General features: G+C 40.8%; 22 protein-coding genes, 1 pseudogene and 1 riboswitch. Of the genes and pseudogenes, 18 read left to right on the top strand and 5 right to left on the bottom strand.

Going from position 1 to position 25,414, the window contains the following annotated elements; translation table 11 throughout:
- Positions 1 to 365 precede the first annotated feature (365 nt).
- From ABES52_RS10460 to ABES52_RS10480, 5 genes are all read right to left on the bottom strand, one after another.
- Positions 366 to 1,265 carry a YegS/Rv2252/BmrU family lipid kinase gene (locus ABES52_RS10460; protein ID WP_429651106.1) on the bottom strand — a complete coding sequence of 300 codons (900 nt, stop codon included), beginning with the start codon at positions 1,263 to 1,265 and terminating at the stop codon, positions 366 to 368.
- A 292-nt stretch (positions 1,266 to 1,557) separates the two neighbouring features.
- A complete protein-coding gene (locus ABES52_RS10465; protein WP_429651107.1) occupies positions 1,558 to 2,571 on the bottom strand; it encodes a FecCD family ABC transporter permease in 1,014 nt (337 codons plus the stop codon).
- Complete coding sequence (locus ABES52_RS10470; protein ID WP_429651108.1) at positions 2,568 to 3,578, bottom strand: FecCD family ABC transporter permease; 1,011 nt, start codon at positions 3,576 to 3,578, stop codon at positions 2,568 to 2,570. The genes ABES52_RS10465 and ABES52_RS10470 overlap by 4 nt, the downstream gene beginning before the upstream one ends.
- A gap of 84 nt (positions 3,579 to 3,662) precedes the next feature.
- A complete protein-coding gene (locus ABES52_RS10475) occupies positions 3,663 to 4,586 on the bottom strand; it encodes an iron-hydroxamate ABC transporter substrate-binding protein (RefSeq protein ID WP_429651109.1) in 924 nt (307 codons plus the stop codon).
- A complete protein-coding gene (locus ABES52_RS10480) occupies positions 4,537 to 5,382 on the bottom strand; it encodes an ABC transporter ATP-binding protein (RefSeq protein ID WP_429651110.1) in 846 nt (281 codons plus the stop codon). Before ABES52_RS10480 ends, ABES52_RS10475 begins: the two co-directional genes overlap by 50 nt.
- A gap of 168 nt (positions 5,383 to 5,550) precedes the next feature.
- Here ABES52_RS10480 and ABES52_RS10485 point away from each other — a divergent pair, with 168 nt between their 5' ends.
- The 18 genes and pseudogenes from ABES52_RS10485 to ABES52_RS10570 all read left to right on the top strand — a co-directional run bounded on the left by ABES52_RS10485 (position 5,551) and on the right by ABES52_RS10570 (position 25,388).
- The gene (locus ABES52_RS10485; RefSeq protein WP_429651111.1) at positions 5,551 to 6,600 is read left to right on the top strand and encodes an NAD(P)/FAD-dependent oxidoreductase; all 1,050 of its coding nucleotides are present in this window, start codon (positions 5,551 to 5,553) and stop codon (positions 6,598 to 6,600) included.
- A gap of 82 nt (positions 6,601 to 6,682) precedes the next feature.
- A complete protein-coding gene (nagA, locus tag ABES52_RS10490; RefSeq protein WP_429651112.1) occupies positions 6,683 to 7,879 on the top strand; it encodes an N-acetylglucosamine-6-phosphate deacetylase in 1,197 nt (398 codons plus the stop codon).
- Between the two features lie 340 nt (positions 7,880 to 8,219).
- Positions 8,220 to 8,335, top strand: a riboswitch (SAM riboswitch).
- 139 nt (positions 8,336 to 8,474) lie between these two features.
- The gene (locus ABES52_RS10495) at positions 8,475 to 9,779 is read left to right on the top strand and encodes an O-acetylhomoserine aminocarboxypropyltransferase/cysteine synthase family protein (RefSeq protein ID WP_429651113.1); all 1,305 of its coding nucleotides are present in this window, start codon (positions 8,475 to 8,477) and stop codon (positions 9,777 to 9,779) included.
- 23 nt (positions 9,780 to 9,802) lie between these two features.
- Complete coding sequence (gene metX, locus ABES52_RS10500) at positions 9,803 to 10,882, top strand: homoserine O-acetyltransferase MetX (protein ID WP_429651114.1); 1,080 nt, start codon at positions 9,803 to 9,805, stop codon at positions 10,880 to 10,882.
- Between the two features lie 140 nt (positions 10,883 to 11,022).
- Positions 11,023 to 12,471 carry a S41 family peptidase gene (locus ABES52_RS10505; protein ID WP_429651115.1) on the top strand — a complete coding sequence of 483 codons (1,449 nt, stop codon included), beginning with the start codon at positions 11,023 to 11,025 and terminating at the stop codon, positions 12,469 to 12,471.
- A 172-nt stretch (positions 12,472 to 12,643) separates the two neighbouring features.
- Positions 12,644 to 13,921 carry a M48 family metallopeptidase gene (locus ABES52_RS10510; protein WP_429651116.1) on the top strand — a complete coding sequence of 426 codons (1,278 nt, stop codon included), beginning with the start codon at positions 12,644 to 12,646 and terminating at the stop codon, positions 13,919 to 13,921.
- A 376-nt stretch (positions 13,922 to 14,297) separates the two neighbouring features.
- Positions 14,298 to 15,488 carry a PDZ domain-containing protein gene (locus ABES52_RS10515; RefSeq protein WP_429651117.1) on the top strand — a complete coding sequence of 397 codons (1,191 nt, stop codon included), beginning with the start codon at positions 14,298 to 14,300 and terminating at the stop codon, positions 15,486 to 15,488.
- A 19-nt stretch (positions 15,489 to 15,507) separates the two neighbouring features.
- Positions 15,508 to 15,738 (top strand): DUF2198 family protein, encoded by a 231-nt coding sequence (locus ABES52_RS10520; protein ID WP_429651118.1) that lies wholly within the window; start codon positions 15,508 to 15,510, stop codon positions 15,736 to 15,738.
- Positions 15,739 to 15,842: 104 nt separating this feature from the next.
- Positions 15,843 to 15,997, top strand: a pseudogene (locus ABES52_RS10525) (DsrE/DsrF/DrsH-like family protein); the annotation flags it as partial.
- A 65-nt stretch (positions 15,998 to 16,062) separates the two neighbouring features.
- Entirely contained in the window at positions 16,063 to 16,296 is a 234-nt protein-coding gene (locus ABES52_RS10530) for a glutaredoxin family protein (protein WP_429651119.1), read from the top strand.
- A 109-nt stretch (positions 16,297 to 16,405) separates the two neighbouring features.
- Entirely contained in the window at positions 16,406 to 16,771 is a 366-nt protein-coding gene (locus ABES52_RS10535; protein WP_429651126.1) for a rhodanese-like domain-containing protein, read from the top strand.
- Between the two features lie 20 nt (positions 16,772 to 16,791).
- Positions 16,792 to 17,004: a sulfurtransferase TusA family protein gene (locus tag ABES52_RS10540; protein ID WP_429651127.1), complete on the top strand. Its 213-nt coding sequence runs from the start codon at positions 16,792 to 16,794 to the stop codon at positions 17,002 to 17,004.
- Between the two features lie 81 nt (positions 17,005 to 17,085).
- On the top strand, positions 17,086 to 17,871 hold the full coding sequence (locus ABES52_RS10545; RefSeq protein WP_429651120.1) for a sulfite exporter TauE/SafE family protein: 786 nt from the start codon (positions 17,086 to 17,088) through the stop codon (positions 17,869 to 17,871).
- A gap of 378 nt (positions 17,872 to 18,249) precedes the next feature.
- On the top strand, positions 18,250 to 20,232 hold the full coding sequence (gene uvrB, locus ABES52_RS10550; protein ID WP_429651121.1) for an excinuclease ABC subunit UvrB: 1,983 nt from the start codon (positions 18,250 to 18,252) through the stop codon (positions 20,230 to 20,232).
- 7 nt (positions 20,233 to 20,239) lie between these two features.
- Positions 20,240 to 23,116, top strand: coding sequence for an excinuclease ABC subunit UvrA (uvrA, locus tag ABES52_RS10555; RefSeq protein ID WP_429651122.1), 2,877 nt, complete (start codon positions 20,240 to 20,242; stop codon positions 23,114 to 23,116).
- Positions 23,117 to 23,566: 450 nt separating this feature from the next.
- Positions 23,567 to 23,884: a magnetosome magnetite crystal formation protein family gene (locus tag ABES52_RS10560; protein ID WP_429651123.1), complete on the top strand. Its 318-nt coding sequence runs from the start codon at positions 23,567 to 23,569 to the stop codon at positions 23,882 to 23,884.
- A gap of 23 nt (positions 23,885 to 23,907) precedes the next feature.
- Entirely contained in the window at positions 23,908 to 25,014 is a 1,107-nt protein-coding gene (locus tag ABES52_RS10565; protein WP_429651124.1) for a DUF4097 family beta strand repeat-containing protein, read from the top strand.
- Positions 25,015 to 25,028: 14 nt separating this feature from the next.
- The gene (locus tag ABES52_RS10570; protein ID WP_429651125.1) at positions 25,029 to 25,388 is read left to right on the top strand and encodes a phage holin family protein; all 360 of its coding nucleotides are present in this window, start codon (positions 25,029 to 25,031) and stop codon (positions 25,386 to 25,388) included.
- Positions 25,389 to 25,414 lie beyond the last annotated feature (26 nt).

Below are 25,414 nucleotides of genomic sequence, written 5' to 3' on the forward strand. Positions count from 1 at the left end.
TCCGCCACAAGCGAAATGTATCGTTTAACAGAGCCAAAAAGAAAAAGGTATCGTTCGATAAAATGTGCATAGTAAATCTACTTTTAAGCAAACTAACATTATCAATTCGTTAATGAACAATCTCATGAAAGGAGTTTGTAAAACGGTCATGCTCCAATTTATTAAGGCTATCGTTGAAGAAATCAATAAAATGATCGTTGCGTTAGTCGAATTTGATTATGAAAAGGCATACGAAGAAATGAACAAAAAGAAATAATAGGCGGTTTCTATTAACAATGAAATCCCCATGTACCCATTAATGGACTTGGGGAATTTTTTAGACCCTTTTTAAATGTTTTTTCATCTTGAACAGGGGAGAGGTTATTTTATTTTTTTGAACGGGAACTAAACACTTTGAGATGTTTAGGGAGAACGTTAAAACTTGTACTATTTACTTTCGCTAGTTCTCCATCAAGATTTAAAGCGAGTGATTCAGGTATGATAAAGTCAGCTGATTTTATTTTCGTATGTTGAATAATGGAAGGGTCATTCGTCAGGTTAAGCATTTTCGATAGTAATACACAAAACAGTCGGATTCGGGCTGTTTTTTTATACGTAATCAGATGAAAAGCTTCGTCATCACTTGTCTTTTCTTCAATAAGACGATTGATTGGACCAACAGAGTTTCCTTTCATCACTATAAATAAGGATAGGTCAGAAAGAACTTGGGAGGAAACCTTTATTGAAATCGTATCTAATGGTTTTTTCATCAAAAACTGTTTAAAAAAATAAAGACAATACGCTAATTCTCCAATTTTAGATTTAAGGTACGGAGGGGTTTCATAAGTAATATCTGTGAGCCAACCTGCAGCTGCAATATTGGTAAAGTATCGATTTCCAAACTTCCCAATGTCGACAGGTCTTAAGAACCCGGATTCAATAATGGAAACAACGTCAAAAATATTTAAAGGTATTCCAATAAATTTGGCAAATTCATTACTTGTGCCAAAGGGGAACACTCCAATATTTGGTCTATACTCTTGTTCTGCTACAAATTGAATGGTTCGGTTAATGGTTCCATCCCCACCTGCAATAAAAATGGCGTCCCATTTTTGCTGGCATGCTTTTTTAATTAGATAATTAAAGTGGGTTAACTCGTTTGGTTGATAAATCGTTAAGTGATAACCTAAATCTGAAAGTTTATTTATTAACATTGGAAATTCTTTGTGTTTTTTCTGTTTTCCAGAAAATGGATTATAAACCATTAACGCCTGTTTATCATACATGATGAAAAACCTCACATTTAGTCCAACAAGCTCTTTATAGTTTTGTGACAGGTTTTGGTAAAAAAAGATTTCCATTTACATGTCCCAATATTTTTATCTTTGTCAATTATGAAATAGTATGGTTTTGCTAAGATGAAATTATGATGGTAATGAAATCCTTCTCTACCTTTTTCAATTAGCACTTGTTGTCCGATGATGTCGTTATTCGTAAACTTTCATACAATTTTTGTTTATTTTTTAACACGACAAATAAAGGCAGTATAAAGTCGATCTATACTGCCCTTTTCAGAATCTATTTCTCATTTTTCATTAATAAATAGATAAAATATGGTGCCCCAATGAATGCGACCATAATCCCCGCAGGAATCCCATCAGGGTCCGCTAAATTACGTCCAATTGTATCAGCCACTAACAATAGCCATCCGCCAAGAAGAATGGCAATTGGCATAAATAATTGATTTCGAGGTCCAACAAGTGCTTTGGCTATATGTGGAGCCATTAGACCGATAAAAGCAACTCCTCCGGTGACAGAAACGGCAGAAGCAGCAAGTGCTACAGCGGTAATAAGCAATACGATTCGTTCCTTTTTAATGTTTAATCCAACACCGATGGCGACAGGATCGCTTAAGCTAAGGAGATTTAATCGATTGGCCTTATATAATGTAAAAGGGATTAAGACTATCAACCATGGAAGAATCGCCAAAATAAAGGGCCAATCAGTCCCCCAAATACTTCCAGCTAGCCACTTTGCGATAAAATCAACTTTCGTCCGTTCAGCCGAAGAGATAAGAACAACCATCAAGCCAGATAGTGCCATCGAACATCCTACTCCAATTAGCACTAATCGAATAGGGGAAAGTCCCTGACTTTTGTTATACGATAGTACATAAATGAGACATGCCGTTAATAGGGCACCTAAAAAAGCGACTAGTGGGAGTATATAAATAAATGTCCCGGAACTGATCGGAAAAAATAAAAAGAAAATGGTAATAGCGACACCAGCACCAGAGTTAATGCCTAAAATGCCTGGGTCAGCTAAATCATTTCGGGTGATTCCTTGAAAAATCGCTCCAGATAATGCGAGAGCCATTCCTGCAAGTAATGTAATGATGATTCGTGGCAGGCGGACAGAGAATAATACAAATTCTTCTTTAAAAGTACCTTGACCTAATAAAGTCGGAAGAATTCGATCAAAAGACACGGAGGAGTAGCCTAAGCCCATCCCAATCACAATGGTCAACATGATGAGTGCTAATAATGCACAGAGAATCATACGCTGCTTTTTTAAAAGAAGTGGTGATATCATGAGAGTACTTTACCTCCTTTATGTACAATAAAAAGGAAGAAAGGTAATCCCATCATAGCAACAATGGCAGCTACAGGTGTTTCGTATGGAGCATTGATCGTCCGTCCAAGAGTATCAGCAAATAACATAAAAATAGCTCCTATCATCGCTGACATAGGTAAAATCAAACGGTAATCGGTTCCTACCATTGCCCGAACGATATGGGGAACCATTAAACCGATAAAGGCCATATTGCCAACCAGAGCAACAGAAGCTCCAGCTAATAGGATAATGACAAAAAACAGGACCATTTTTATTTGCGTTGTTTTTTGGCCTAATCCAACGGCCACTTCTTCACTTAAGCTCAAAATAGTCAGTTGTCTTGAAAGAAGGAGGGCAATAAAAATACCGAATAGAATAAAAGGGACGATGACTTGCAGTTGACTCCATGATGTACCAATGAAACCTCCCGCCGTCCACATCGATACATCTTTGGAAATTTTATAGTAAATGCCAATTCCTTCGGCGACCGCAAATAAAAATGCCGAAACAGCAGCCCCTGCAAGCACAATACGAAATGGAGAAAACCCACCTTTTTTTATGGCACCAATACCAAATACAAAAATAGAACCAACAGCCGCTCCGATAAAACAAGCAATCATAATACTGAAATAATTAGCAGAAGGAATGAAGGCAAGGGTAATGGCTAAGGCGGCATTGGCACCTGCAGTTAGTCCTAACAATCCTGGATCAGCAAGCGGATTTCTTGTGATCCCTTGCATAATGGCACCTGAAGTTGCTAGTGCTGCCCCAACAAAAATGGCGGCAATTTCGCGTGGTAAACGAAGTTCACGAATAATTAATTGTCGATCACTTTTTACATTAGAGGTTAAGGCGAACCACACGTCTTTTATCGTCGTGTCTGCTGCTCCAAGTACCATGGAAATTATAAACATCCCTACGCATGCCAAAGTGGCAGCAATGAACTTATATACAAATGGGATAGTATGGCCCTTGTCTGACGACATGTTGATCCCTCTTTTCATATGGATATATACAAAATAAATCACGAGGAATCCTAACTAATGTAGAATTCCTCGTTAGTCTAGTGATTAGTTACCTAAAAAGTTTTGAATAAAGAATTCAAGCTGATAATCTAAAGTGATTGGGTCATTGAAGTAGAACTCTTTTGCATTTGCCTCAAATACTCGATTATTTTTTACTGCTGGTATGTTTTTGTACGTATCCGTTTCTTGGAATGAATGATCGGAATCTGGGTTTTTACTAAAGATGATATAGTCACCAGCAAATTCAGGAAGAACTTCTAGGGATAAGGCATAGTAACCAGGCTCTAAAGCCATTTCTTTTACTTTTTCAGGCATGTTTAATTTCATTTCTTGATATAAGATTTCGGTACCACGACCCCAGTTATCTCCGAAAACATAGAGTTGTTTATCGAAGTTTTCAATAACGGAAACCGTTGCATCTTCTCCAATCTTAGCCCGTATCTCTTCTCCCGCTTTTTGGGCCCGTTTTTTGAAATCCTCAATCCAAGCTCGAGCTTCTTCTTCTTTGTTTAATAGTTTTCCAATTTCTAAGAATTGTGTTAAATAATCTAATTTCCCGTACGTATATGTAACAGTAGGTGCTATTTGACTTAATTTATCCACATTTTTGATATTGGATAAACCAATGATTAAGTCTGGATTTAATTCAATAATTTTTTCGATATTTTCATCCGATACTTCTTCCACATCTTTTAACTTTTCTTGAAAACGTGGGTTCATTTTCGACCATGAATCGACACCAACAAGATTAACATCTAAAGCCATCACGTGCCCAGCAAAAGATGACAAAACCACTACTCGTTCCGGGTGAGCTGGTACTTCAATAGGTCCATTTTCAGATTGGTAGATAATCGTTTCGTTTTTCTCCTCTTTTGCTGAAGATTGACTTTCTTTTGTCGTTGACTCATTGCTACAAGCACTAATCACTAGCACCAATAAGAGTAGGAATGGCATTATAAGTTTCTTCATGTTTATTCTCTCCTTTTAATAGATTGTAGGTAATACATATTGGTTTATTTGTATACGGATCGCGACCGATGACCGCATCAATGTGGAATACTTGCTTTAATACCTCTTTGTTTATTACTTCTTCACAAGTTCCCGCTTTTACAATTTGGCCATCTTTCATGGCAATTAAAAAATCAGCAAAGCGAGCGGCATGGTTTAAATCATGTAGAACCATGATAATCGTTCGTCCTTGCTCTTTATTTAATTGTTGAAGAAGCTCCAACACTTCCAGTTGATGGGCCATATCTAAATAGGTGGTCGGTTCATCGAGAAATATATATTCTGTTTCTTGGGCAAGAGCCATAGCAATCCAAACGCGTTGACGCTGACCACCGGAAAGAGAATCGACAGGACGATATTTAAAGTCCACCGTTCCTGTGACATCCAGTGCCCAGTCGATTACTTCATAATCTCTTTTTGTTAAACGGCCAAATCCTTTTTGGTAAGGGAAACGGCCATAAGATACTAATTCTCCGACAGTTAAGCCACTTGGGCTTTCTGGTGTTTGGGGAAGAATCGCCATTTTTCGGGCGAGTATTTTCGTGTTTTCTGTCGATATTTGTTTACCATCTAAGACGACGGTACCTGATTGGTGGGGAATGATACGGGTAAGTGCTTTGAGTAATGTTGACTTCCCACCCCCGTTAGAGCCAATAATGGTGGTGATTTTTTTATCGGGAATTTGTATACTCAAATTTTTTACGATTAACCGTTCATCATAACTAACACTCAGGTCATTTGTGTATAGGCGTACCATCTTATCACCTCCATCTAAGCAAGTATAACACGATAATGAGAATCAATTTCAAATAAACTATAATTCTACTTTCTCGCCTTGTCAATAGCTGTTTTAGTTGTAAATGTGAAGAAAAAGGAGTATATTAATTGATAATGATAATCAATTACAACCTTGAGGTGATTGGAAATGGAAAAGGAAGAATTATATGATGTGACGATTATCGGCGGGGGACCAGCTGGTCTTTACGCGACTTTTTATAGCGGACTTCGAGAAATGAAAACGAAGTTAATTGAATATCAACCATTACTTGGTGGTAAAATCCATGCCTATCCAGAAAAGATGATTTGGGATGTAGGAGGGCATGCACCAATTACAGGAGAAAAATTAATTGAACAGTTAGTCAAACAAGGTTTAACTTTTCATCCGACCGTCGTATTGAATGAAAAAATTGAGTCCATCAAACGAAAAGATGACGGGATATTTGTTTTACGAGCTGCCTCTGGACAACAACATGTTTCGAAAACAGTGATTGTGGCGATTGGTAGTGGGATACTTAAACCTAAAAAGCTAGAAATCGAAGGTGCTGAGAGATTTGAAGTATCTAATTTGCATTACACCGTCAAATCTTTAAAAAGGTTTAAAGACAAGGTTGTGATCATCTCGGGAGGAGGAAATTCAGCCATCGATTGGGCCAATGAATTAGAGCCAATCGCCAAAAAAGTGTATGTTACCTATCGGAAAGAGGTCTTAAAAGGTCATGAATCACAAGTTTCCCAATTATTAAACAGCTCAGTCACTTGCTTCTTTCATACGTCAATTACCAAACTAATAGCAAGTAAGAATCGTGAAGAAATCGAACGTGTAGAATTGACCAATAGTGAAACTGGAGAAGTAATCTATTTACCGATTGATGAAGTGATTATTAATCATGGGTATGAACGTGATGCTACCCTACTTGAGAATAGTGAGTTAAATATTAAGTTAGCTGATAATTACTTTATTGCAGGCAATGCACATGGCGAATCTTCCGTTCCTGGCCTTTACGCAGTTGGAGACATTTTGAAATACGATGGGAAATTACATTTAATCGCAGGTGCTTTTCAGGATGCGGCTAATGCTGTAAACAAAGCGAAACAATATATTCAGCCTGATGCTGACAAGGTTGCTATGGTTTCTTCGCATAATGAGGTTTTTAAGACAAGAAATAAGGAGTTAGTAAGAGAGATGATGAAGTAACGATTATTGCTTCCGTGTCAAATTTTTTAATTGTAATATAAAGAAGGATAATAATTTAAAAGTCCGGGTAGGGGTATGTAGAATGCCAACAGTTCTTATCAATGGAACCGTTTATGCGGAACAAGAAACGTTTTCACCGGGATATGTACTACTAGATGGCTCAACTATTCTTGATGTAGGCCCCATGTCTAAATGTCCAACATTTCCACATACGAATGTCATTGAATTGTCACCAACCGATTGCGTTGTTCCTGGTTTTATCGACCTTCATATCCATGGTGCAGCTGGGTCCGATACGATGGATGGAACAGAAGAAGCGCTAAGGACGATAACGACGACTTTACCTCAAGAAGGAACGACCTCATTTTTAACAACAACCATAACGGCTCCGAAGCAATCGATTGAACACGCCGTTCGAAACGTCGCTCGATACATAAAAACGAGCAATCCACCAGGAGAAGCAGAAATTCTAGGAATTCATTTAGAAGGACCGTTTATTTCACCGAATCGGGCTGGAGCTCAACCTACACCATATATCATAGAGCCAGATATTACGTTGTTTGAACAATGGCAACGTGCGGCCCATGGCTTCATTCGTTTAGTGACATTAGCTCCTGAATTGCCCGGTGGAATCGAATTCGTGAAACATTTGAAAATACAAGGGGTGGTAGCTTCCATTGGCCATTCAGATGCGGTTTATGAAGAAGTGGTCCAAGCGATTCAAGCGGGGGCTACCCATGGTACTCACTTATTTAACGGGATGCGCGGAATCCATCACCGTGAGCCGGGAGCGGTTGGAGCGCTATTAATGCAGGATGAAATTAAAACCGAAATCATTGTAGATGGAATTCATGTAAGTCCCGAAATGGTTCGTTTTGCCTATCGTAACAAAGGTACGGAAGGTATCATCCTTATTACCGATGCAATGCGGGCCAAATGTATGCCACCGGGTGTATATGAGTTAGGTGGTCAAAAAGTCAGTGTCAACGAATCGAAGGCTGTGTTAGCAGATGGAACACTAGCAGGTAGTATGTTAAAAATGAATGAGGCCATTCAAAACATGCAAACATATACCCAATGCACGTTACGTGACATTGTGCAAATGACCTCATGGAACCCTGCCTCTCAATTAGGCATGCTGGACCGGAAAGGAAGCTTAAAAAAAGGGAAAGATGCAGACATTGTTGTATTGAATCGTGAAGGTGAGGTTATGCTCACATTTTGTCGAGGAAAGATTGCTTACTCTAAAAGAAATACGATTGAAATACCGTCCCTTTAATGATGTTCCCCAATAATTATGATAAAGGCTATGTTATATGTCATTGTTGATTTTTAGCAAGTTGTTCACACGGGGCGACTCCAGCGGGGACAAGAAGCCAGGCAGGCAAGACCCTTACTTGAGCGTAGCGAGGGAATCGGCTTGCGGCTTGCCCGCGGAAAGCGTCCACCTGCAGCGATAAATATCAACAGGATCATTTAACAGACATGATAAAAAATAAACATGAATTTATGTTCTTTTCATATATTAATTATCAGAAAAATAAAAAAAGATTGACATTCCATGTTCCAGTATTATACAATGCTCAACAAGAACATTTTCATATGAGTTTGGAACACAACTCTTATCAAGAGAGGCGGAGGGACTAGGCCCAATGAAGCCCGGCAACCTTCAAGTCAAAAAACGGCTTGAAAAGGTGCCAATTCCTACAGATCCTTGAGATCTGAAAGATAAGAGGAGGAGCGTGTGACACGTAACCCTCTTCTTAGGAAGAGGGTTTTTTTATCCTATCCTCTTCTTATATCCTCACTAGAGTCTTCAACATGTTCAAACTTGTTTCCCTTGTCATTGGTCAAAAATTGAAGGAGGAATGTGTATGAGCAATCACAATTATGAATTGGAAACTATTTTGCTTCACGGAGGGCAGGAGCCAGATCCTGTGACTGGAGCACGGGCGGTCCCGGTCTACCATACAACATCGTATGTGTTTCGGGATACGGAACATGCGCAAAACTTATTTGCCTTAAAAGAAGCGGGGAATATTTACACCCGCATTGGGAATCCAACGGTAGATGTATTTGAAAAGCGCATCGCTCAACTGGAAGGAGGAGCCGCAGCCGTTGCGTTATCATCCGGGATGGCGGCCATTACGTTAGCTATTTTAAACGTGGCGCATGCGGGAGATGAAATAGTCGCTGCCAGCAATTTATACGGCGGTACGTATAATTTATTTGCGGTGACCTTACCGAAGTATGGCATTAACGTTAAATTTGTTGACCCAACCGATCCTGATCATTTCCGGCAAGCAATTACGGAAAAAACGAAAGCAATTTTTGCCGAAACAATTGGAAATCCAAGCTTACATGTGCTTGATATTGAAACGGTCGCGAAAATAGCTCATGATTATCACCTTCCACTTATTATCGATAACACGTTTGCCACTCCATATGTCTGCCGCCCAATAGAATGGGGAGCCGATATCGTCATCCACTCCGCAACGAAATGGATCGGTGGCCATGGTCGAGCCATCGGTGGAGTGGTCGTTGATAGCGGAAAGTTTGATTGGAATCATGAAAAATTCCCGGGCTTTACCGAACCGGACCGGAGCTATCATGGGCTTCGCTATGCAGTAGACGTGAAGGATGCACCGTTTGCAGTCAAGTTACGCGTGCAACTGCTTCGTGACTTTGGTCCATGTTTAAGTCCTGAAAATGCGTTCATCTTTTTGCAAGGGCTTGAAACGTTGCACCTTCGTATACCAAAGCATAATGAAAACGCCCAAAAAATTGTGAAATTTTTACAAGATCACCCGTCGGTCGAATGGGTCACGTATCCAGGGCTTCCAAACCATCCGTCACATGCATTAGCGAAAAAATATTTAGCGAACGGATTTGGTTCCATCGTCGTTTTCGGTATTCAAGGCGGTAAAGAAGCCGGTCAAAAAGTGATTGACCACGTTCAACTTTGGTCCCATGTTGCCAATGTCGGTGATGCAAAATCGCTCATTATTCATCCTGCGTCTACAACCCATCAGCAATTAAGTGCCGAAGAATTAAAACAAACCGGTGTGACGGAAGAATTGATTCGTCTATCTGTTGGCTTAGAATCACCAAACGATTTAATTCATGATTTACAGCAAGCGATTGAAAAAGCAACGAAATTAACGGCCACCGATGCATAAGAAGAATGCGAGGGAACTTATCTGTGAGTAAACCAACTCCACAAACATCTAGGGAAGTCGGAAAGGTGTCAATCGGTAATTTACGGTTAGAGTCCGGTTATGTTCTTCCTGACGTTGCCTTAGCGTATGAGCGATGTGGGAATAGGAGCGGCCCTTCCATTGTCGTTTGTCATGCGTTAACGGGGAACCAGTTTGCCGTCGGAACGGAAGATGAACCAGGGTGGTGGAGCGGACTGATTGGAAGCGGAAAAGCGGTCGATACTGATGTTTATCAAGTCATTACGTTTAATGTGCTTGGTGGCTGCCAAGGGTCGACCGGACCGACAAGTCTATCACCTGACGGGTCTGTGTATCGTATGAAATTTCCACGCATTACGGTTCGTGACATGGTTCATGCTCAAAAAATGGGGCTCGACCAATTAGGAATTCACCATGTTCAAGCAGTGATTGGCGGTTCGTTAGGCGGTATGCAAGTGTTTGAATGGGGAGTGATGTATCCGACTTTTATGGACCAACTCTTTATTTTAGCAGCGACTCCATATTTAAGTGACTACGGAATTGCGTTTAATCGGATTGGCATCGCCGCCATCGAAAACGATCCACATTGGAAAAACGGAAATTATCTCCATTCGTCCGAAGTGAAAGGGTTTCACATTGCAAGGATGGCAGGTCTAGTGACGTATCGAAGCGATGACCTTTTTAATGGACGATTTGAACGCCAAATGAACCAATCGACCGATTTTCCGTATTATGAAGTCGAATCGTATCTCCAATACCAAGGGGAGAAGCTTGCCAACCGGTTTGACGTAAATAGCTACCTCTATTTATTACATGCAATGAATAGCCATGATATTGGTCGAGGTCGTGGCGGGTGGAAAAAAGTCGCCTCAACCTATGAAGCAGAAGTAATTGGCGTTGCGTTTCAGCACGATCTCATTTACTCAGCTGATGTGTTAAAACGTTTTACGGAAATCGTTCCGAACGGTACATTTTATTATGTCGAAACACCATTCGGTCATGACGGCTTTTTAACCGAATTTAATCGATGGGATGACATCATCCGCACCCATCTGAAACCGAAAAAACAGGCCCAAGCACGTTAATGACGACACCATTTGCCCATCGTTTCATATCTCGTCCCTTTTTATCATATAAATGAAGTAACAAAGACATCGCACGCTTTGTGTGATGTCTTTTTCACTCAAATTGGACAAACGGATGGATTAATATAAGGAGGATGAGGATGAAACGACGTTGGTTTGCGATATGGATCGTTTGTGCACTTCTTTTTGGAGCGAGTAGTACATATGTTGTGATGAATGTGAAAGAAAAAAAGCAACATGCAGAGCAAGTTCCATCTACGGAAAATTCAGCGGAGCTCCCACCGAACTTAAAAAAAGTTGGGCAAGCATTTGAACTTATTCGTGATCAATATGTAGAAGAAGTCGAAGAAAAGCAGTTAATTGAAGGGGCTATCCAAGGAATGCTTGAGACGTTAAATGACCCGTATTCGGTGTATATGGATGCCGATACAGCGAACCGGTTCACGGAATCGCTTGAGTCGTCGTTTGAAGGAATTGGCGCTGAGGTAGGGATGCAGGACGGAAAAATGATCATTGTTTCGCCATTTAAAAATTCACCGGCAGAAAAAGCAGGATTGAAGCCGAAAGACCAAATTTTAAAAGTGAACGGAGAAAGCGTCGACGGGTTGGACTTGTACGAAGTGACGTTAAAAATTCGAGGTAAAAAGGGAACGAAAGTAACGTTAGAAATTGCGCGTGAAGGAGTAGCCGAGCCCGTCAAAATTGAAGTGGTTCGGGACGAAATTCCGATTGAAACGGTTAATGCTTCGATGAAAGAAGATGGAGGCATTCCGATTGGTTATATTGAAGTGACATCCTTCTCAGAACATACGGCAGCTGATTTTAAAAAACAATTAAAAGATCTGGAGTCACAACAGATGAAAGGACTTATTATCGATGTTCGGGGAAACCCTGGGGGGCTCTTGTCGAGTGTGGAGGACATGTTAAAAGAACTCATCACCGATCATAAACCGTTTGTTCAAATCGAACAACGAAACGGTGAAACGATCCAATATTATACCACGTTAAAGGAACGAAAGCCGTATCCTATAGTCGTCCTGATTGACCAAGGGAGCGCATCGGCTTCGGAAATTTTAGCAGGGGCGCTTCATGAAGCGGAAGGGTATCCGTTAATCGGTGAGCGAACGTTTGGAAAAGGAACGGTGCAGCAGGCGATACCGTTTAGTGACGGAAGCAATATTAAGTTAACGATGTTCAAATGGTTGACACCTGATGGAAATTGGATTCATAAAAAAGGCATCGAACCAACGATTGAAGTACGACAACCGACGTTCTTTTACACGCATCCGCTCAACATAGAAACAGCACTTGTAAAAGATATGAATAGTGAACAAGTAAAAATTGCACAAATCATGCTGTACGGTCTAGGGTATGGTCCTGGACGTTTAGACGGATTTTTCAGCGAACAAACTGAAAAAGCGGTCGTTGCGTTTCAGCGGCAGGAGAGGCTCCCATTAACCGGAAAAATCGATTCTGTCACAGCCCAAAAGCTCGAAGAAAAAGTGATGGAAGCCATCCAAGATGAGAAAAATGATTGGCAGCTTCAAGCCGCGTTAAAAGTGATTCGGAATCAGTTGGAAAAAGAATAAATGATATAAAACGAATTTATACGATAGTTAGTTCACTTAAAGAGCTAACTATCTTTTTTTTAAAAGAGTCTATATACTTATTTTTCCATGCTTCATATTTATATTGAAACTTTATGGAAAACGCCCTATACTTTTCACGATGATTGTAAAAGGAAGGTTGGAGAAATTTAACGTGACTGTACAGCAAGAAGTGAAAGGGCTTGTTCATCGAAAAGAAGAGTTATATTTTGTGCTTTGCTTGATTGTTAGTATCCTTGTTTATTTAACAGTCTTTATTTCTATTATTGGGATTTTTATCGTGATTGGACTTTTCGTCTTAGGTTTGTTTTTACATGGATTGATGATCGGACACATTCGTGGCAACGGGATACGGCTTAGCCAAACGCAATTTGCAGAAGTGTACGAAAGAGCAGAACAAATAAGTAAAGAAATGGGACTTGCGAAGTGTCCAGATATTTTTGTGTTAGAATCAGGCGGCATCTTAAATGCGTTTGCTACGCGCTTTTTCGGAAAAAATATGATTGTTCTCTATTCTGATATTGTTGATTTGATTAAAGAGGAGCGATATGATGAGCTTTCTTTTGTCATTGCTCATGAACTTGCTCATATTAAACGGAATCATATTATCAAGCAAATTTTTATTCTACCAGCCAAATGGGTCCCGTTTTTATCCGAGGCGTATTCACGTGCATGTGAATATACGTGCGATCGTTATGCTGCGTACTTTACGAAAAATTATCAAGCGTCCATTAATAGTTTAACGGTGCTAGCGATTGGAAAAACATTGTACGATCGTGTGAATCATCAAGAATATGTAAAACAACTCGAAGCCGAAAAAGGATTTTTTGTATGGTTAGCCGAAAAGCTATCCACTCATCCAACGTTGCCAAAACGAATTCATGCCGTTGCCGATTTCTTTCATAGTGAAGAGGCCAAAGACGTAAGAGTAAAAAGCAATAATCATTACTTCTTATTCATCCTTGGTTTTTATTTTGTGATCTTTCTCTTATTTGTTGGTGCCGTTTTTTTCATTCAATCAGCTGCTACGAATATACAAGAAATATTCGGGTATAGTGAGGATCTTGGTGTGACTGAATTAATGGATGCTGCTTCTGTTGGAGATGTAGAAAAGGTAGCTGAACTGATACAATCAGAAGAAGATTTGCTGGTGGGGGATAATGAAGGCTGGACAGCTCTTTTCTGGGGAGTGTCGAGCGGTGACGTAGAAACCGTTCAGCTGTTACTTTCAAAAGGAGCTGAACCCAATATTCAAGATGTGTACGGTTGGACACCGCTCATGTACGCGACCAATAATGAGGATGCTGATATGGTAAAACTTCTTTTAGAAGCAGGAGCCGATCCTGCTATACAAGATAATGAAGGCTTCTCGGCAATCGATTATGCCAGGGATTTAGGGAATAAAGAAATTGTACGTTTATTACAGAAATAAATATGAAGGAGATGACTCGATTTGTTTTAGGTCATCTCCTTTTTCTATGTTTTTCGGTTAATATGTATACACTTCGCTTGTGGCGGACGCTTTCAGCGGGCAAGCTGCAAGCCGCTTCCCTCGCTACGCTCAAGTAAGGGTCTTGCGGCTTCTTGTTCCTGCTGGAGTCGCCGCCTTTCGCTTCATGTAAATAACTTGCTAAAAATCAACAATGACATATAACAAAGCCTTATCGTTTAACAGAGCCTTCGGAAAAAATTAAATTACGCAATTAATAATAGAAATCTTTTATCTACTCATAGGTTTTCCTACATAGATTTGGTAAAATAAAAGATACAAAATATGTACGGAATTTGAAATGAGGATGGTGCGTGATATGGGTGTATGGCTGGCGGAACTACTGAAAGGAATCGGGACGTTTTTTCTTCATCCCCTTTTCTATTATGCAACGATTCTTGTAATTCTCAACGGTTATCGCCGGGTACAACGGGAGCGAAAAGATTTTCATATTCGGGTGTATTCATTACAAAAAGATTTACTGGAAACGATTGGACAAGCTATATTTATTAGTAGCTTGTTATCGATTGTGACCGTGGTGCTAGGATGGACGGTGACGATAGAGACGCTTGTTCTTATTGGTACGGTAACCATTGTCCTTTCGCTTTTCGGTAGCTATCGTTGGCTGTCAGCGGCTTTTACAAACGGGCTCTCCTTTTTTGCACTATGGTTTATGATTCAATACGATTGGTCGCTTCCGGGTGTGGAACAAACAACCGGTATCGATGCTAAGCAATTGTTGGTTTCCTTAGCCTTTTTGCTCGGCTTACTTCTTGTTGCAGAAGGAATTTTAATCGGAAGAAAAGGAGCGCTTTATTCATCGCCAACACTCATTCGAAGTCGAAGAGGATTACAGGTAGGGGCCCACTATGTCAAAAAAGCTTGGGTACTCCCCATCCTTCTCTTGTTGCCATCGGGTGAATTAACTAGTCCTTTTGAATGGTGGCCAGTGATTCAAATCGGAGCAGAAACATACTCCTTCGTTCTCGTCCCGTTTTTTATCGGGTTTGAACATCGGCTGCATAGTACCTTACCGCAAATCGTCCTTTCTACTTTAGGAAAACGGATTATCGTGGTAGCTAGTCTTGTGTTCCTTTTGGCCATTGTTGCCATTTGGTATCCAATCATGGCGATTGTGGCGGTGGCCGTTGGAATGCTTGGGCGGGAAGTGTTAGCCTACCTAGTTCGTACGAAAGAACAACAGTCTCCTTCGTTTTTTGTTCCGCAAACGAACGGGGTCAAAATACTTGGAGTTATTCCTAATACTCCAGCAAGTAAAATGGGGCTATCAATTGGAGAAGTCGTGCGCAAGGTCAACGGAATAGACGTTCATAATGAGCGGTCCTTTTACGAAGCCTTGCAAAAAAATCGGGCCTACTGCAAACTGGAAGTATACGATACAAATCAACAAGTCCGTTTTGTTCAAGGTGCCCTTTATGAAGGGGACCACCATGAGTTAGGATTACTATTTGTTCCTGAAGAAAAGAAATGGGAAGAAGATGTCGGATAAAGAGAAATGAGGAGGAACAATGACTAAGTTTTTGTTAGCGCTCTTTTTACCAGGATTACTTGTCGTTCTTTTTACGCGAGTAACTTACAATTATATCGTAGGATTAGTGTTAACCGTCGCCTTAATTGCCGCTTCGGTATCGAAAGGATATACAGATAGCTGGTTATTAATCATTATCGATGCCGCTTCGCTCACGGTCGGCTTTTGGTATTCGCGCCAAATGGTCGCCAAATTTAAAGGTCAAGCCTAATGATAAGTTCTCCTAGTTTGGGGAACTTTTTTATTGATTGACAATATACTATATAGGGTATATACTAAATACCGTTAAGGGTATAAAACAAAGTGGAATTGGAATTGAAAGTTGCGATTATTGCCTCAAATGGTGGTTATTTAATGGAAATAATGTGTTGAATATCGCCACAGCAGCAGCTGCAACGGATGGTGAAGTGAAAGTATTTTGTACATTCGAAGGATTAAATTTAATTCATAAAGAAGTGCACAAACAATTAGTTTCTTACACTTTGCGAAAGATGCTGACATGACCCTTACTTTAAAAAAATAGGAGGGATATTGCATGAAAAATGTAACTGTTTACACAACAAATACATGTCCGTATTGTGTGATGTTAAAAAACTTTTTAACCGACCAAGGTATTCCTTTTACAGAAGTAAACGTACAACAAAATCCAGTAGAAGCAAGAAAACTTGTGGAAACAACAGGACAAATGGGGGTTCCACAAACAAACATTGACGGAAAATGGGTGCTTGGCTTCGATCCGCAAACGATTATGGCGATTTGGAACTCTTAGTGCTCCTGAGTAATGAAAGGGAACATATGGAGTATACAAAAGAAAATGGAAAGTCGACTGAATAAAAATTTTTATAACCAAAATACCTACATGGGTAATCGGGGTGCAAATTGACATGGAGTGGATACCATACGTAGTTTGGGCTCTTGTAATTGTGTGGCTAAGTCGGCAGTTACTCCCTGTTCGTGGTATCAAGCACATTGATGCAACGGAGTTAAAACGAATTCGTTCGGACCGGAACAAACAATGGATCGATGTCCGTACGAAAGGGGAGTATGCAGCCTATCACCTGTCACCTTTTCAAAACATCCCCTTACACGAATTAAAGAAGAGAAGCTCTGAGCTAGATAAAGAAAAAGAAGTCGTCTTAATATGTCAATCAGGAATGCGCAGTCAAAAAGCAGCGCGAATATTAAAAAAACAAGGATTTCAACGAATTACAAACGTTAAAGGCGGACTAAATGCTTGTAAATAAGAAAGGAGGGACAAGCAATGATGAAAGCAGATTTCAAAATAGATGCAAAAGGATTAGCCTGTCCGATGCCGGTTGTTCGAGCGAAAAGGGCGATGGACGAATTACAAAGTGGTCAAGTGTTAGAAATACATGCAACTGACAAAGGGTCCTTGACGGACTTAACCGCGTGGGCGGAATCGTTAGGTCATAAAGTATTGGAGAAAAAAGAAGAAAACGGTGTGTTCCAATTTTAGATTAAAAAAGCGTAAGAACGGAAGAGGGGTGATGAAGAGGGCATTCCCCCTTCTTTTTATTGGTTCAAGGAGGGAGAAACCGTGGAACAAGACATTTTTTATTGGGTGACCATTTTTCTTATTGGCTTTATCGGTTCGTTTATTTCAGGAATGGTTGGGATTGGTGGTTCCATCATCAAATATCCGCTTTTACTTTATGTTCCCCCTATACTTGGGTTTGCTGCCTTTACGGCCCACGAAGTATCGGGAATTAGTGCTATTCAAGTGTTTTTTGCAACCATTAGTGGGGTATGGGCGTATCGAAACAGCGGGTATTTGAACCGAGATTTAATTCTCTATATGGGCGGAAGTATTCTGCTCGGTAGTTTTATTGGCGGATACGGCTCGACGGTGATGTCGGAAGCGGTGATTCATGTCGTATACGGCCTATTAGCCGCGCTAGCCGCTGTGATGATGTTTGTTCCGAAAAAAGGAGTAGATGATACTCCGTTAGACCAAGTAAGCTTTCATCGGTGGTTAGCAGCAGGATTAGCCCTCCTTGTAGGAATCGGTGCCGGGATTGTCGGAGCAGCGGGCGCGTTTTTACTTGTTCCGATCATGTTAGTCGTATTGAAAATTCCAACCCGTATGACGATCGCCAGTTCGTTAGCCATTACGTTTATCTCGTCGATTGGTTCGACCGTCGGAAAAGTCATGACCGGTCAAGTGTTGTTCGTACCCGCCCTTATTATGATTTTGGCGAGTGCCTTTGCGTCTCCACTTGGGGCGAAAATGGGACAAAAAGTGAACACGAAAATTTTACAAGCTATACTTGCCGTTCTGATTTTTGCAACAGCGGTAAAAATGTGGGTTGGTATTGTAGCGTGACAGTTCTTCCTTGTGAAGGGCTGTTTTTTTATTCAAAAGGCTCTGTTAATCGATACTGTTTATTTTATACATTACGCTTGTGGCGGACGCTTTCCGTGGGCAAGCCGAAAGCCGCTTCCCTCGCTATGCTCAAGTAAGGGTCATGCCTGGCTTGCTGTTTGCGCTAGAGTCGCCGCCGTGTGAGTAATTTGCTAAAAATCAACAATGACATATAACATAGCCATTCAAAAAATACGCTAGGGAGAACAGGCATCGTACTGAAAATTGAAATACCGAAAATTTGTTCGCTTTTTATTGGTTAGGAAGAAGGGATTTGTGGTAGAATGGAAAAAGAGAAAAATTGTCAAACGATTGAATCTTTTCGTTTGGGGGGACAGAATGGTGAAAAAGGAATTTGAGCTCGTTTCTAAATACAAACCACAAGGCGATCAGCCGAAAGCGATTGAACAACTCGTGAAAGGAATTCGGGAAGGGAAAAAGCATCAAACGTTATTAGGTGCAACAGGTACGGGAAAAACGTTCACGATTTCAAATGTGATTAAAGAAGTGAACAAACCGACCCTTATTATCGCCCATAACAAAACCCTTGCCGGCCAGTTGTACAGTGAGTTTAAAGAATTTTTTCCAAACAACGCCGTTGAATATTTCGTCAGTTATTACGACTATTATCAACCAGAAGCGTACGTTCCCCAAACGGACACGTATATTGAAAAAGACGCGAGCATTAATGATGAAATTGATAAATTACGACACTCAGCGACATCGGCTTTATTTGAACGAAATGACGTCATTATTATCGCGAGTGTGTCGTGCATATACGGTTTAGGTTCGCCAGATGAATATCGCGACTTAGTCGTTTCTCTTCGTGTCGGCATGGAGATGGAACGTGATTACCTTCTTCGACGCTTAGTCGATGTGCAATATTCCCGCAACGACATCGATTTTCAACGCGGAACGTTTCGGGTGCGTGGAGATGTCGTCGAAATTTTCCCGGCATCACGGGATGAACATTGTATTCGGGTCGAATTTTTTGGCGATGAGATTGACCGTATTCGGGAAGTGGATGCCCTTACTGGAGAAATTATCGGTGAGCGGGATCATGTGGCGATTTTCCCAGCTTCCCACTTCGTTACACGGGAAGAAAAAATGCGTCTGGCTATCCAAAGCATTGAAAAAGAATTGGAAGAACGATTAGCGGAGCTGCGTGAAGAAGGGAAATTACTTGAAGCGCAACGGCTCGAACAACGAACAAGATACGATTTAGAAATGATGCGCGAAATGGGCTTTTGTTCGGGTATCGAGAACTACTCGCGGCATTTAACGTTGCGACCACCTGGATCAACACCGTATACGCTGCTCGATTATTTTCCGGATGACTTTTTAATTGTCATCGATGAGTCGCACGTAACACTTCCGCAAATACGTGGCATGTACAACGGAGACCAAGCGCGCAAACAAGTGCTCGTGGATCATGGCTTCCGTCTCCCATCAGCACTTGATAACCGGCCATTAAAATTTGAAGAGTTTGAGGACCACATCAATCAAATTATTTACGTGTCTGCAACGCCTGGCCCGTATGAACTGGAGCATTGTCCGGAAGTGGTTGAACAAATTATCCGTCCGACGGGCTTGTTAGATCCAACGATTGACGTTCGTCCGATTGAAGGACAAATTGACGATTTAATCGGTGAAATTAACGAACGCATCGAGCGAAACGAACGGGTGTTAGTAACGACATTAACGAAAAAAATGGCAGAAGATTTGACGGACTATTTAAAAGAAGTTGGCATTAAAGTACGCTACTTGCATTCGGAAATAAAAACGCTCGAACGAATCGAAATAATCCGTGACTTGCGTTTAGGAAAATTTGATGTGCTCGTCGGAATTAACTTATTGCGGGAAGGTCTTGATATTCCAGAAGTGTCATTAGTGGCCATTTTAGATGCAGATAAGGAAGGATTTTTACGTTCTGAACGCTCCCTCATTCAGACGATCGGGCGAGCGGCTCGGAATGCAAACGGACATGTTATTATGTACGCCGATACCATCACCGAATCGATGGAAAAGGCGATTAACGAAACGAAGCGTCGTCGTGAAATTCAGGAAGCGTATAATAAAAAGCATGGCATCGTTCCGAAAACGATTCAAAAAGATGTACGCGATGTCATTCGAGCCACTTATGCGGCCGAAGAGACGACGACGTACGAAGCCGAACCAAAGCAAAAGCGCATGACAAAACAAGAAAAAGAAAAGTTCATCGCGCAATTAGAACAAGAAATGAAAGAAGCAGCCAAAGCGCTCAATTTCGAGCGAGCGGCCGAGTTGCGTGACTTAATATTAGAGTTGAAAGCGGAAGGATGACCATAAAGTGAAAGATCAAATCATCGTAAAAGGTGCAAGAGCTCACAATTTAAAAAATATCGATGTAACGATTCCGAGAGACAAACTAGTCGTGTTAACCGGTCTCTCTGGTTCAGGGAAATCTTCATTAGCGTTTGATACCATTTATGCAGAAGGACAAAGAAGGTACGTCGAATCGCTTTCGGCGTACGCAAGACAATTTTTAGGCCAAATGGATAAACCGGACGTCGATGCCATTGAAGGGTTGTCCCCAGCCATTTCTATCGACCAGAAAACGACGAGCCGTAACCCACGTTCGACGGTTGGGACAGTAACGGAAATTTACGATTATTTACGCTTGTTATTTGCACGGGTTGGTCACCCAATTTGTCCGAACCATGGCATTGAAATTACATCCCAAACGATTGAGCAAATGGTGGACCGTATTTTAGAATATCCTGAGCGGACCAAATTACAAGTGCTAGCACCGATTGTGTCAGGAAGAAAAGGGACCCATGCAAAAACGTTAGAGGACATTAAAAAGCAAGGATACGTCCGTGTCCGTGTCGATGGTGAATTGCGGGATATAAGTGAAAATATTGAGCTAGAGAAAAATAAAAAGCACTCAATCGAAGTAGTCGTCGACCGGATTGTGGTCAAAGATGGAATGGCCTCTCGTTTAGCGGATTCATTAGAAACCGCTTTAAAATTAGGCGAAGGAAAAGTCATTATCGATGTGATTGGAGAAGAAGAACTTTTATTTAGCGAACATCATGCGTGTCCGCATTGTGGTTTTTCTATCGGCGAATTAGAGCCCCGGATGTTTTCCTTTAACAGTCCGTATGGGGCTTGTCCGAGCTGTGACGGCTTAGGGGCGAAGTTAGAGGTCGATCTTGATTTAGTCATTCCGAATTGGGATTTGTCGTTACGCGAGCATGCCATTGCTCCGTGGGAACCGTCTAGCTCACAATATTATCCGCAACTACTTGAATCGGTTTGTAACCATTATGGGATCGACATGGATGTGCCAGTCAAACAAATCCCTAAACCATTGCTCGATAAAGTATTGTACGGATCTGGTTCGGAAAAAATTTATTTCCGTTACGAAAATGACTTTGGTCAAGTTCGTGAAAACTACATTGAATTTGAAGGGGTTATTCCAAACATTGAACGGCGTTATCGTGAAACGACGTCCGACTATATTCGCGAGCAAATGGAAAAATACATGGCCCACCAGCCGTGTCCAACATGTAAAGGGCATCGTTTGAAAAAAGAGAGCTTAGCTGTCAAAATTGCCGGTAAACATATCGGTGAAGTGACCGCGATGTCCATTGAAGAAGCAGACGAATTTTTTGCCAATCTCCAGTTATCTGAAAAAGAGATGAAAATTGCGCATTTAATTTTACGTGAAATTCGGGAACGACTCGGATTTTTAGTGAACGTGGGCTTAGAATACTTAACGTTAAATCGTTCGGCTGGAACGTTATCCGGCGGGGAAGCCCAGCGTATTCGCTTAGCGACCCAAATTGGTTCTCGGTTAACAGGGGTTCTGTATATTCTTGACGAACCGTCGATTGGTCTTCATCAACGTGACAACGACCGACTCATTCAAACACTGAAAAATATGCGCGATATCGGAAATACGTTAATTGTCGTTGAACATGATGAAGATACGATGCTGGCGGCCGACTATTTAATCGATGTCGGACCAGGAGCAGGAGTCCATGGCGGTACGATTGTGTCAGCCGGAACCCCTGAAGAAGTGATGAACGATCCGAACTCGCTAACTGGTCAGTATTTGTCAGGGAAAAAGTTTATCCCAATTCCACACGAACGGCGCACCGGTGATGGACGATATATTGAGATTATTGGGGCAAAAGAAAATAACTTAAAAAATGTTCAAGTGAAGTTTCCATTAGGGACGTTCATTGCAGTCACTGGTGTATCGGGTTCTGGAAAAAGTACGCTCATTAACGAAATTCTCCACAAGTCGCTCGCACAAAAATTGCATGGAGCGAAAAATAAGCCAGGGGAACATAAAGAAATTAAAGGTGTAGAACATCTCGACAAAGTGATTGATATCGACCAATCCCCAATTGGACGCACACCGCGATCCAATCCAGCTACTTATACCGGTGTGTTTGACGATATTCGAGAAGTGTTCGCCCAAACGAATGAAGCGAAAATGCGCGGGTATAAAAAGGGTCGCTTCAGCTTTAACGTAAAAGGTGGTCGCTGTGAAGCGTGCCGCGGTGACGGTATTATTAAAATCGAAATGCACTTTTTACCGGACGTCTATGTCCCGTGCGAAGTGTGCCACGGGAAACGCTATAACCGTGAAACGTTGGAAGTAACGTATAAAGGGAAAAACATTGCGGAAGTGTTAGATATGACTGTCGAAGACGCCCTCGTATTTTTTGAGAATATCCCGAAAATTAAGCGGAAATTACAAACGATTGCGGATGTCGGCTTAGGCTACATGAAACTCGGACAACCGGCGACGACGTTATCGGGCGGAGAAGCACAACGGGTCAAATTAGCTTCGGAACTACATCGCCGTTCCACTGGACGTTCGTTGTACATTTTAGACGAGCCAACAACTGGTCTGCATGTCGATGACATTTCTCGCTTACTGAACGTCTTACAACGGCTAGTTGAAAACGGCGACACCGTCCTTGTAATCGAACATAACTTAGACGTTATCAAAGCTGCGGACTATATTATTGACTTAGGTCCAGAAGGTGGCGATAAAGGTGGAACAATCGTTGCCACAGGAACGCCGGAAGAAGTGGCCGAACACCCGAAATCCTACACGGGTCGCTACTTAAAACCGATTTTAGAACGGGACAAACATCGTATGAAACAACGTTTAAAAGAACAAGAACAAGTGACAACCTCGTTATAAAAAGGAAAGGGCTGACTTTCGTGAAGGAAAGTCAGCCTTTTTAAGCTTTTACTGTGCCTACGTACCAATTGAAATTCTATGTGCCAAACTTAGTTTCCTACGTGCTTATTACAAATATCAAACAAACGTTTGATTAAGTACTAAAGGTTCGGTCCGAATGCGTTTTATGTATCTAAACAAACGTTTGATCAAATACTTCGTTATTGAATTTAAAGGTCAGATTTTTTTATTCAAATGTAAATCATTAAAATTTATCAGGTTACTTTTTTATACCTAGAGAATCCTAAATTGTAAAAGCAATTTACCTTTTAACAAACGTTTGTTTAAACATGAAAGTATATTAATGACAGGCAGGATGGGAGTTAAACAAACGTTTGTTTTATTCTTCGTAAACGAAAATGAAACTTTTCTTTCCTTCAGACGTAATATTGATTAAAGGAGTTGAGCAGAATGGAAACGAATAAAATATTATCATCACTTTGTTATTTTAGTATTTTCTTTGCGGGATTTATTTTTCCGATCGTTGTTTATTTTGTGACGAATAATCCAGAAACGAAACGGCATGCGAAGTCGGCATTTTTGTCCCATTTATTTCCTTTTATCGGGATCGTGTTCATTATTATGGGGCTTATTTTAGACATTGGGATTTTTACATCGGGTAGTGGTATTCCATTCTTCTTCATTTTATCGTTTGTCGTATACGGTATTTTGGTTGCTATTGTCATTATTTGGAATGTGATTAAAGGAATTAAAGTGTTAATGAATTAACGCACAGGTGTGGGGGGAGAGATATGAAAGAAGAGCGGAAACGAATTTTAGAGATGGTAGAAAGCGGGGTGTTGTCCGCAGCGGAAGCATTGACGTTATTAGAAGAGTTGGAAAAGGAACAACAATCGCGTCAGAAAAAAGAGGAAGAGCTGTTGAATGAACTCATCGTGATCGAGCAAAACGAGAAAAAAGAAGACCGTGAAGATCGTCAGTTTAAACAAGCGAAATCGAAACTGATTGATTTTATGAATTCGGTATTGAAAAAAATTAAAGATTTCGACTTTGATTTTCAATTAGGGCAATCGGTCGATGTTTCCCACGTTTTCCATCATGCCGATGCGTACCTTACCGAAATGGAGTTTGATATTGCGAACGGGAAAATCGAAATCATTCCATGGGACCAGCAAGACGTACGACTAGAGTGTCAAGGAAAAGTGTACCGGACGGAAAATTACGACGAAGGACGGACGACGTTTTTAAAGAATACGATTTTTTCCATTGAAAATGGAAAGTTACGCTTTTCGACCCAATTGAAACTTATGAAAGTCGATACACGGGTGTATGTTCCACCAGCGGAGTATGAACGTATCTCTGTTCGAATCTTTAACGGACCGTTTTCGATGAAAGACGTAGCTGTTGGAAAAGTGAAAGTAAAAACCGCGAACGGAAAAATTGAATTGAACAAAGTTGCGGGGGATGAGTTCGAATTAGAAACGGCGAATGGTCATATTCTTCTTCATGATTGTCAAGCGGAGAAAATTGAAGCGGAAACAATTAACGGAAAGATTGAATTTGATGGGGATTTTTCAAATGTGGATCTTCATTCGTTTAATGGAAATATGAAAGGACGGTTACATGGTGATGACGTCAAAGTCGTTAGTATGAAAGGAGTCACAGGTAATTTAGAGCTGGAATTAAACCGTTCCTTAAAATTGGATGGGGAACTGAAAACGTATTTGGGTAAATTAGGGGTAGATATCGAAGGAAAAGAAGTTCTTGAAGAAAAAGATGATGTCGTTCATAAGCAAATGAGGTTTGTGAAAAAAGGTCATTCCGTTACCCCTGCGTATTTGTTTATGGAAACCAAAACAGGTTCGATTACAGTAAAAGAACGAGAAATGACAAAATAAAGGATGTACGTATGATGAGATGGTTGATTGGTATTGTCGTTAATGCAATCATTTTTATTGCGATTGCTGGGTATTTTGATCAATTTTATGTAGCAAGCATTGGTGCAGCCTTAGGAGCAAGCTTTCTCCTCTCCATTATTAACACGTTTGTTCGACCGATTTTAATCATTTTCACGCTACCCGTTACGATTTTATCACTAGGGTTATTTTTAATTGTCATCAATGCGCTCATGCTTCAATTTACCGACTTTTTAATGGGGGATGCTTTTGAAATCCATGGCTTTGGCATGGCATTATTAGCGACAATTATCTTGACTATTGCTAATATACTTATTCAAAAAGTCGTCATTGAACCCTTCTATGAAAAAAGGTGACTTGCTGCACATAACCCTGTCAAGTA

Origin of the sequence: Aeribacillus pallidus, assembly GCF_050478865.1 — a bacterium.
In the GTDB taxonomy this organism is placed as follows: domain Bacteria; phylum Bacillota; class Bacilli; order Bacillales; family JACDOC01; genus JACDOC01.